A 6,975-nucleotide genomic window follows, 5' to 3' on the forward strand; every position below is an offset into this window, starting at 1 on the left:
CCGACCACCCGAACGAAACCGTCACCGCGCAGGAGATCCCGGCCGGCAAGAGCAGCGAGGAAGTGATCGGCGCCGCCCGTGGCTGGGCCGGAACCCGATCGGGCTCCTGCTCAGCGCCCCCTACCTCGTCTTCGTGATCGCCGTCTTCGCGTACCCGCTCGTCTTCGCGGTGTACATGGCCTTCCACGACTACTTCTTCGCCGCCCCCGGCGCCCAGGTCGACCGGCCGTTCGTGGGCCTCGACAACTTCCAGGAGGTGCTCTCCGACCCGGCCGTGATCCGCTCCTTCGGGAACGTCGGCATCTTCCTGCTGATCAACGTGCCGCTGACCGTCGTGCTCTCGCTCGTGCTCGCGACGGCACTCAACAAGGCCGTGCGCGGCCGCACCTTCCTGCGGGTCGCGTACTACGTGCCCTACGTCACCGCGAGCGTCGCGGTCGTCGGCGTCTGGCTCTTCCTCTTCAGCGGCGGCGGCCTCGTCAACCAGATCCTCGGCCCGCTCGCCCCCGACCCGTCCTGGCTGATCAGCCCGACCTGGGCGATGCCCACGATCGCCCTGTTCGTGACCTGGAAGCAGCTCGGCTTCTACATTCTGCTGTACCTCGCCGCGCTGCAGAGCGTGTCGACGGAGCTCTACGAGGCCGCCTCGACAGACGGCGCCGGTGCGATCCGCAAGTTCTTCTCCGTCACGATCCCCGGCGTGCGCCCGGCGACGGTGCTCGTGCTGCTGCTCTCCACAGTGACGGGAGCGAACCTCTTCACCGAGCCGTACCTCCTCACCGGCGGCGGCGGCCCGAACGGGGCATCGACCTCTCCCGTGCTGCTGATGTACCAGAAGGGTATCGAGCAGGGCAACCCGGACACCGCGTCCGCGATCGGAATCATCCTGGTGATCGGCGTGCTCATCATCGCCTTCATCCAGCGCAAGATCGCCGGAGGTGACGAATCATGAGCAAGCGCACACCAGACACGGGTACGGGCACAATCAGCACGCGCGCACCGGGAAGGCGCACGACCAGCGGCATGAGCCGCGGACAGAACATCCTCCGCGGCGTCGTGCTCACCATCGGAGCCGTGGCGTTCCTGTTCCCGTTCTACTACATGATCGTCGGCTCACTCCAGAAGTCGCCGGACACCTCCATCGCGGGAGCATTCCCGAACCCGGCCAACCTCACCCTCGAGAACTACGCGGACATCAACAGCCGCGTCAACCTGATGCAGACCCTGCTCAACTCCGGCATCTTCACCGGCGGTGTGATCGTCGGCACCCTCGTCTTCGGAGTCCTCGTCGGCTACGCGCTCGCCCAGCTGCAGTGGCGCGGCCGCGGAATCACCTTCGCGCTCGTTCTGCTCGTGCAGGTCGTTCCGTTCCAGCTGCTGATGATCCCGCTCTACGTGATGATCGCGAGGGACTACGGCCTTGCCGACAACTACCTCGGCATGATCCTGCCGTTCGCGATCAACTCGACGGCCGTGATCATCTTCCGGCAGTACTTCCTGCAGGTCCCCCGCGAGCTCTTCGACGCGGCCAGGATCGACGGTGCCGGCGAGGTCGTGCTGCTCTGGCGGATCGCCCTCCCGCTGGTGCGCCCCGCCCTGCTCACCGTCGTGCTGCTGACCTTCATCGGCCCGTGGAACGAATTCCTCTGGCCGTTCCTGGTCACCAAGCAGGCCTCGATGCAGCCGCTCGCTGTCGCCCTCGCCAACTACATCAGCACCGTCGCGGCCTCCGCGGCGAACCCCTTCGGAGCGGTCCTCGCCGGCGCCTGCGTGCTGGCCGGACCCGCCGTCATCCTCTTCATCCTCTTCCAACGACACTTCGTCTCGACCGACATCGGTTCAGGCGTGAAAGGCTAGTCATGCGCGAATCCACTGCAGCATCCCCCGTCCCTTCGTCCGCCCCCTCCCCGGCGAACGTGCCGCACGCCTCCGCCCCGAAACGGATGCCCGGCGCGGCATTCCCCTACCGCCTCACCCGGATGGGCGTCGTCATGACGCCGGAACCGGGCAACGCCCTCGAGGCGGAGGGCGTGCTCAACCCCGGCTCCGGGCACACGCCAGACGGCACCCTGTACCTGCTTCCCCGCCTCGTCGCGACCGGGAACGTCTCCAGGGTCGGACTCGCCCGCGTGATCATCACCGACGGCGTGCCGACGGGCGTCGAGCGCGAGGGCGTCGTCCTCGAGCCCGACCAGGGCTGGGAACGCGGCGCCCACAACGCCGGCGTCGAAGACCCGCGCGTCACCTTCGTCCCGCGGCTCGGCCTGCACGTGATGACCTATGTCGCATACGGCCCGCTCGGCCCGCGCACGGCCCTCGCGGTCTCCGCCGACCTCCGCAGCTGGCGCAGGCTCGGCCCGGTGCTCTTCGCCTTCGACGAAGCACTGGACATGGACCTGAACCTGTTCCACAACAAGGACACCGTCTTCTTCCCGGAGCCCGTCACTGGTCCGAACGGCGTGGAGTCCTTCGCGGTGCTGCACCGGCCGATGTGGGACCTCGGCGAGGTCAAGCCGGGTGAAGGCATCCGGGTGCCCGCCGGGGTCACCGACACCAGGCAGAGCATCTGGATCAGCTACGTGCCGGTCGCGGATGTGCTCGCCGACGTGACGAAGCTCGCGTTCTGGAGCGGCCACCGATTCCTCGCCGGGCCGGAGTTCGCGTTCGAAGAACTCAAGATCGGCGGCGGACCCGCCCCGCTGCGGGTGCCGGAGGGCTGGCTGCTCCTGCACCACGGCGTCACGGGCGTGATCGACGGCGCGTTCTCGCAGCAGCAGAAGGTGAACTACGCGGCGGGGGCCATGATCCTCGACGCGGACGACCCGACGATCATCCTGCATCGCACGACCGAACCGCTCCTGAAGGCCGAGACGCCCGACGAGCTCAGCGGCATCGTGCCGAACGTGGTCTTCCCGACCGCGATCGAGGAGATCGAGGGCCGGACCTACGTCTTCTACGGCATGGCCGACTCGAAGATCGGCGTCGCCCGCCTGGACCGCACCACCCTGAACCCGACTGCCGGATAGTTCCGGAACCCCCCGTTCGGCACGTCCGCCCAGTTGCGGAAGGAGCACCTTCGTCGACTCGACGAAGGTGCTTTTTCCGTGACTCCGGGGCGGATGGCGCCGCCTACGCCGCCGGAATCGGCGGGTGCGGGACCGGTGGGTGCGTGGCGGACGCGGGCTCCCCGGCTGCGGGGTTACCGGCTGCAGGGTTTCCGGCTGCAGGTGCCGCGATCGGCGGGCGCAACAGGCCGAGGGCCGCCTTGAGGTGTGCCTCCGCGGCCTCGGCGTCCTCGTCGGAGAGGCTCCCGCTCCGGCTCGCGGACAGGTTCGCCTCGATGACCGCTCGGAGCACCTCGTCGCGCTGGATCTTGACACCGCGCGGGGCGTCGACACCGATGCGGATGCTGTCGCCGCGCACATCGAGGACGGTGATGACGATGTCATCGCCGATGAGGATTTTCTCCCCCGGCTTGCGCGTGAGAACCAGCATCATGCCAGCCTAGCGCGGGCATCGGGCGCGTCAGGGAGGCGGGCTGCTGGCGGTCCGAGCGTCGCGGATGCTGCCGGGGCGCCGTCGACCCAGCCGACCGGAATCCCGAGGTCGTCGACGGTTTCCGGGGAGGATGTCGTCGTCGACCCGACCACGGCGACCGCGTCGATCGGAATGATCGCCGCGACAAGTCCGACCCACTCGGCCGTGTCAGAGGGCTTCCGGCCGGCATCCACCACGACCCAGGTCTGGTCCGCGCCGACCATGAGCAGGTCACCGCCGAGGTACTCGCGGTCCCCCGGCGTCTCTCCGATGCCGAAAGCGAGGAAACACGTGCGCCCGCGGGCGACTCCCCCGGCGCGCGCCGCGAGGGCAGAGCGCCGGTCGTCGACGCGACGGGCCCCCTCCGACACCACGGAGCCGGCCACGAGCACCTCGGCGGCCCCGTCCATGGCGGCCATCATCCCGGCGACACGCAGGGTCTCCGCGGGCGCGCCGACGAGCACGACGAGGTCTCCGGGATGGGTGAAGGGTCGCGGCACGGCGGCCATGCCCGCCCGTCCTGGCAACGGATGCCCGGCCAGGACCGAAAGGGTCGCCGGCCGTTGGCGTGTCCCCGCGTCACGCGGTGCGCCGGCGCCGGTCACGGCACCGGTCACGGAACCGGACGGCTCCGGCTCGCGCAGGGGAAGCGCCCCGGACACCCGCTCAGGAACGGGCTCGGCCACCGTGAAGGTGAGTTCGTCCATCAGCTGGGCGAAGCCGGCGGACCCGGTCGAGAGCAGCGGGGTCTGGACCGAGGTTCGCGGCCTCGCGAGGGTTCCCGCATCGTCGGCCCCGTCGGCGTCCTCGAGCAGGGCGAGGATCCCGAGCCGCGCGGCGCGTCCGGGGTGGGCGTCACCGATTCCGTCACCGTCACCGCCGCCCTGATCGTCGCGCTCGAGCGGCACCATCCGCACCGGCTGGGCGTGCGCGGCCCGGCGGCGCCGCTCGGGCACCTCGACCGTGACCTCGTAGTGGCGCCGGGCGAAGAAGCCGCGGATGCCGCCGACCGTGACCCGTTCGGCCGAGACGATGCGGGCATCCGCACCGTGTTCGGCGAGGATGCGTGCTTTCAGTTCCGGAAGCGTCGGACCGTCAAGCTGAAATCGTTTCGGTTCCACGGACCACCCCCACGGTCTCGATGGCGACGTTCGCGGAGGTGACCTCGAGGTAGGACAGCACCGGGAGCCCGCCGGTCTGCGCGGAGACGAGCCGGTGGATCGCCGGGCGGAGGGCAGGGGCGCAGACGAGCACGGCGGTCAGCCCGCTCGCCTCCACGGTGGCGAGCGAGGCCTTGAGCGAGCCCAGGATCGCGTCGATCCTTGCGGGTTCGAGCATGATCTGGGTGCCCTGCTCCGAGGCGCGCATGCCCTCGAGCAGGGACTGCTCCAGGCCTGGCTCGATCATGATCACGCGGAGCAGGCCTTCGTCGAGATACTGGGCGGCGAGAGCCGGGCCGAGGCCCTGCCTCGCGGCTTCGATCAGGCCCTCCGGGTCTGTCGATGCCTTCGCCCGGAGCGAGAGCGCCTCGTAGATCCGGGAGAGGTCGTTGATCGGGATCTGCTCCATCAGGAGGCCCTGGAGCACCCGCTGCACCTCGGCGAGCGACAGCATGCCGGGGATCAGGTCGTCGACGGCGGCCGGGTTGACCTGCTTGACGCCGTCGGTCAGCACCCGCACGTCCTCCCGGGTGAGGAGACGCGCCGCGTTCCCGGTGACGATCGAGGAGAGGTGGGTCACGAGCACGGACACCCGGTCGATCACGGTCGCTCCGGCCATCTCCGCGCTGTGGCGCATCTCGCTCGGCACCCACTTGCCGGCGAGGCCGAAGACCGGCTCGACGGTCGCGGTGCCCGGCAGGCCCTCGAGGTTGTCGCCGAGGGCGAGCACCTTGCCGGACGGCGCGAGCCCGCGGCCGGCCTCGACGCCGGCGATGCGGATGACGTAGGTCGCAGAGGGCAGTTCGACGCTGTCGCGGGTGCGGACCGGCGGAACGACGACGCCGAGGTCGATCGCGATCTTGCGGCGCAGGGCGCGCACCCGGGCGAGAAGGTCGTCCTGGGCTCCCGAGACGAGGTCGACGAGGTCGGAGGCGAGCAGGATCTCGAGGGTGTGCACCCGCATCGACTCGATCAGGTCCTCAGGGGTATCCGAGCGCACCGGCGCCCGTTCGGCCACGACGGCGGCCGCCTGCCTGGCCTGCTCGCGGGCTTCGCTCGCCTTGATCCGCTGGGAGACGAGCAGCAGGCTCGCCCCGGCGACGACGAACGGGAGGATCGGCATCCCGGGGATGAGCGCCATCAGCAGGGCCGCGCCGCCGGCGATCATGAGCGCGTTGCGGGACTGGGTGAGCTGCGCGGACGCGGTCGCCCCGATGTCGGACTCGGCGTTGGACCTGGTCACGATCATGCCGGTAGACACGGCCATCAGCAGGGCCGGGATCTGGGTGACGAGCCCGTCGCCGATGGTCAGGAGCGAGTACGTGCTCATCGCGTCGGTGATCGACATGCCGCGCTGGATCATCCCGATGCCGATGCCGCCGACGAGGTTGATGATGATGATGATGATCCCGGCGATCGCGTCACCCTTGACGAACTTCGACGCGCCGTCCATCGCGCCGTAGAAGTCGGCCTCCGCTGAGACTTCCGCCCGGCGTTCCCTGGCCTGGGTGTCGGTGATCAGGCCGGCGTTGAGGTCGGCGTCGATCGCCATCTGCTTGCCGGGCATGGCGTCGAGGGTGAACCGGGCGCCGACCTCTGCGACCCGCTCGGCTCCCTTGGTGACGACGACGAACTGGATCACGACGAGGATCAGGAAGATGACGGCGCCGATGATGATCGACCCGCCGACGGCGACCTGTCCGAACGAGGCGATCACCTGGCCCGCGTAGCCGTCGCCGAGCACCAGGCGGGTGGATGCGACGTTGAGGCCGAGCCGGAACAGCGTCGCAACGAGGAGGAGGGACGGGAAGACCGAGAAGTCGAGCGGCTTCTTGACGAACATGGTCGTGAGCAGCACCACGAGGCCGAGCAGGATGTTGACGATGATGAGCATGTCGAGGAGCACGGCGGGGACCGGGACGACGAGGAGCAGGATGATGCCGACGACGCCGATCGGGACGGCGAGCCTGGCGAGGGTGGTCTTCATCGGGAACCTCCGGTGGAGTGAGCGGCGGAGTGGGAGGCGGAGCGTGAGGATGAACCGGGAGCGGACGCCCCGGAGAACACGGGCGTCGCAGCGTGGGCGGCCGGGGTGAGGGTGTGCACGCCGGCGTCCTCGCCGTAGCCGGTCGTGTACCCTGAGCCGCGCGCCGAGCCGCGGGTCTTGAGCGCGAGCACGAACGCGAGCACCCGGGCGACGGCGTTGTAGAGCTCGACCGGGATCTCGTCGCCGAGCTTGCAGGCGCTGTGGAGTGCCCGGGCGAGCGGGATGTCGCGC

7 protein-coding genes are annotated in these 6,975 nt (G+C 69.7%); 3 read left to right on the top strand and 4 right to left on the bottom strand.

Features of this window, described 5'->3' with window-relative positions; all coding sequences use genetic code 11:
* Positions 1–82: 82 nt before the first annotated feature.
* The 3 genes from QN345_RS13710 (at position 83) to QN345_RS13720 (ending at position 3,026) form a co-directional block, all read left to right on the top strand.
* A complete protein-coding gene (locus QN345_RS13710) occupies positions 83–952 on the top strand; it encodes a sugar ABC transporter permease (protein ID WP_323505376.1) in 870 nt (289 codons plus the stop codon).
* A gap of 71 nt (positions 953–1,023) precedes the next feature.
* Positions 1,024–1,857, top strand: coding sequence for a carbohydrate ABC transporter permease (locus tag QN345_RS13715; protein WP_134449008.1), 834 nt, complete (start codon positions 1,024–1,026; stop codon positions 1,855–1,857).
* A gap of 86 nt (positions 1,858–1,943) precedes the next feature.
* Positions 1,944–3,026 carry a glycosidase gene (locus QN345_RS13720; RefSeq protein ID WP_322189831.1) on the top strand — a complete coding sequence of 361 codons (1,083 nt, stop codon included), beginning with the start codon at positions 1,944–1,946 and terminating at the stop codon, positions 3,024–3,026.
* Positions 3,027–3,129: 103 nt separating this feature from the next.
* On the opposite strand, the gene csrA is transcribed toward QN345_RS13720, so the two are convergent.
* From csrA to QN345_RS13740, 4 genes are all read right to left on the bottom strand, one after another.
* The gene (gene csrA, locus QN345_RS13725; RefSeq protein ID WP_323508763.1) at positions 3,130–3,498 is read right to left on the bottom strand and encodes a carbon storage regulator CsrA; all 369 of its coding nucleotides are present in this window, start codon (positions 3,496–3,498) and stop codon (positions 3,130–3,132) included.
* Positions 3,495–4,658: a hypothetical protein gene (locus QN345_RS13730; protein WP_322189653.1), complete on the bottom strand. Its 1,164-nt coding sequence runs from the start codon at positions 4,656–4,658 to the stop codon at positions 3,495–3,497. The genes csrA and QN345_RS13730 overlap by 4 nt, the downstream gene beginning before the upstream one ends.
* Positions 4,633–6,684: a flagellar biosynthesis protein FlhA gene (locus tag QN345_RS13735; protein ID WP_322189652.1), complete on the bottom strand. Its 2,052-nt coding sequence runs from the start codon at positions 6,682–6,684 to the stop codon at positions 4,633–4,635. The genes QN345_RS13730 and QN345_RS13735 overlap by 26 nt, the downstream gene beginning before the upstream one ends.
* Positions 6,681–6,975 (bottom strand): EscU/YscU/HrcU family type III secretion system export apparatus switch protein (locus QN345_RS13740; RefSeq protein ID WP_323508764.1); only part of this gene is annotated, 295 nt, incomplete at its 5' end. The genes QN345_RS13735 and QN345_RS13740, both read right to left, overlap by 4 nt.

The sequence above is a fragment of the Cryobacterium sp. 10I1 genome (assembly GCF_035019805.1).
Taxonomy (GTDB): Bacteria; Actinomycetota; Actinomycetes; order Actinomycetales; family Microbacteriaceae; genus Cryobacterium; species Cryobacterium glucosi.

What these genes read in the sequence shown, in the direction of transcription:
- QN345_RS13715 (WP_134449008.1), top strand. Translation starts at nt 1,024, where the DNA reads ATGAGCCGCGGACAGAACATCCTCCGCGGCGTCGTGCTCACCATCGGA.
- csrA (WP_323508763.1), bottom strand. Translation starts at nt 3,498, where the DNA reads ATGATGCTGGTTCTCACGCGCAAGCCGGGGGAGAAAATCCTCATCGGC.
- QN345_RS13720 (WP_322189831.1), top strand. Translation starts at nt 1,944, where the DNA reads ATGCCCGGCGCGGCATTCCCCTACCGCCTCACCCGGATGGGCGTCGTC.
- QN345_RS13735 (WP_322189652.1), bottom strand. Translation starts at nt 6,684, where the DNA reads ATGAAGACCACCCTCGCCAGGCTCGCCGTCCCGATCGGCGTCGTCGGC.